Below are 2,148 nucleotides of genomic sequence, written 5' to 3' on the forward strand. Positions count from 1 at the left end.
TGGCCGACCAGCGCGGCAGCGAACGGTTCGATGTGCTGCAGGGCATACCGACTTCCGAGACGCTATATGGCAACATTTTTGCAAGGAGCTACCTGGCCCAGCATACCTTTGTCCAGATGTCCGGCGTCTGCACTTTTGAAGTGAATGTCGAGAAGAACTGGACGCTGCACTGGGATCCCGGGCAGCCGGGGCCGGAGGATGCCGACGGCAACCCAACCACCGTGCCGGATCCGCAGACCGACACCGAGACGGTGGTCGAGCGATACACCGTTGAGCGCCCTTATGCCTACTGGGTTATCGACAACCTCGAAGTCTACCGCATCGATCGCGGCCTGCTTCGAAATTATGCGCTCCCCGGCGGCGAGATCACCATTTCGCCGCAAGGCTACCAGCCGCCGCCGTTTACCGCCAGTCCAACCGGCAGCTTTGAGCCACCTTCTCCGGCGGACCCGATTACCGCTCCGCCAGGCACCTATGGCGGCAGCAGCTTCACCAGCCGGCCATCCCCACCGAGCGAGAATTTACAGAGCGTGGCCGAGCAAGGCGTCGAGAAAGTACAGGTGACCAACGACACCCTGGTTTTCAACGGGCAGACCCTCATGAGCGGCAACCGGGTTGCGGAAACGGGGCCTAGACCAAGCTCTATACCAGAACCGCCGCAGATCGATCAGAATGTGCTGTACAAGCCTGGGAATCTGATCACGCCGGACAAAGTGAACCGGGCCAACACCACCAGTGCGGGAACAATCTTCTACACCCTGCTTCCCGGGAACATCAACGGCGGGGACAACAAGGAATTCCCGATTCATGGCATCAACACGGTGACCGTGCATACGCCGGTGGTGAACTACTCGTCCGTGACCGACGATCAGCCGCACAACCAGAAAACCAACCCGAATCCGAACCGGGCGGCCTTCATATTGGACCGACCCTTCACCGTACGCATTCCGACCGCGGGGCAGCATGTGAACTATCCGGGCTACGGAAACCGGGACTATGCCAAATACGTTCGGGTCAAGCAGGTGTATTTTCCGTTTGATGTGTACAGCGGGGATCGGCGCACCTTTTACCCGAAGCAGACCTGGATTACCATTCCGACGGCTCAGCTGGATACCGAGTTCTTCCTCCCGGTCTGGGTCGACGAAGGGAATTATGACGTGTACTTCCGCACGATTGCCGAGAATGCGCCGCCGGACTTCACCCCCGAGGCGGGAGCGAACCGGGACTGGCGCCATCATGTGGCCACCGATATCGAGCCGGTGGACGTGATCGGGCGGGTCTACGATTTTCACATTACCGACATTGCGGATTACAACTGGGAGACGGTGTTCCGGACGGCCAAAGGCAGTGCGAACCCCACCGGGGCGTCCTATTGGACCGGACTGCGCGATATTGACGGCTGCACCCGTGGCAACGCGCTTCCGTATACGCTGCCGGTTGCGCCGGGCAAACATCCGGTGCAGGGCTATAAGAACGCTGCCGTCAAGACCGGCTACCATTTCAAATTTGACCTGAAAACGAAAGGGAATATGTTCGGTCCGCGAGATGCGATTTCGATTACACCGAGCTTTTACTTTGTGAACAAGGACGGAACGGGACGGCAGCCGGTCGATCTGTACTACCACAGCGGCAAGCAGTACTTCATCCGCATCGGCTCGCCGCAGGATACCGAGAAGCGCTACGTGATCCTGAACGAGCGGCTGAGAAATGTGCCGCAGCAGGAACTGCAGGACATGGCAGCGTACATCTACCAGACGGGGGGCGCGCCTTCGGGCATGAGCGGCGCGGCGTACGCGAGGCAGTATATCGAGAAGCTGAGCAAGTCCAAAACATGGGTCGGACGCTACGACTGGCTGCTGCTGCCGCCGGAGGTACGCACCCTGCTGGGACCGAAAACGAACCTGCCGGCCTCGGTGAACCCGCTGCGGGCGAATGCGTCGATCCAGCATTGGTACGGGGAATACAGCATCCCGGCAGATGTGTATGTCGTGCCAAAAGGAACGAATGTCGCCGAGTATGGGCGGACGAACCGGCTGGATGAGAAAGCGGACATCTTTGCGAAACGGTTATATTATTGTGAATTTCAATATCGAGACGATTCGCGAAGGGAACACGAGTCAGCCGCATTTGCAGTACATTCATGCGCCA

At 58.9% G+C, this 2,148-nt stretch carries 1 protein-coding gene; it reads left to right on the forward strand.

The window, feature by feature from the left end:
• A partial coding sequence (locus CHH67_RS25655) for a DUF5704 domain-containing protein (RefSeq protein ID WP_244908329.1) occupies positions 1-2,148 on the forward strand: 2,148 nt, incomplete at both ends.

Source organism: Paenibacillus campinasensis (assembly GCF_002272015.1).
Lineage (GTDB): Bacteria > Bacillota > Bacilli > Paenibacillales > Paenibacillaceae > Paenibacillus_AQ > Paenibacillus_AQ campinasensis.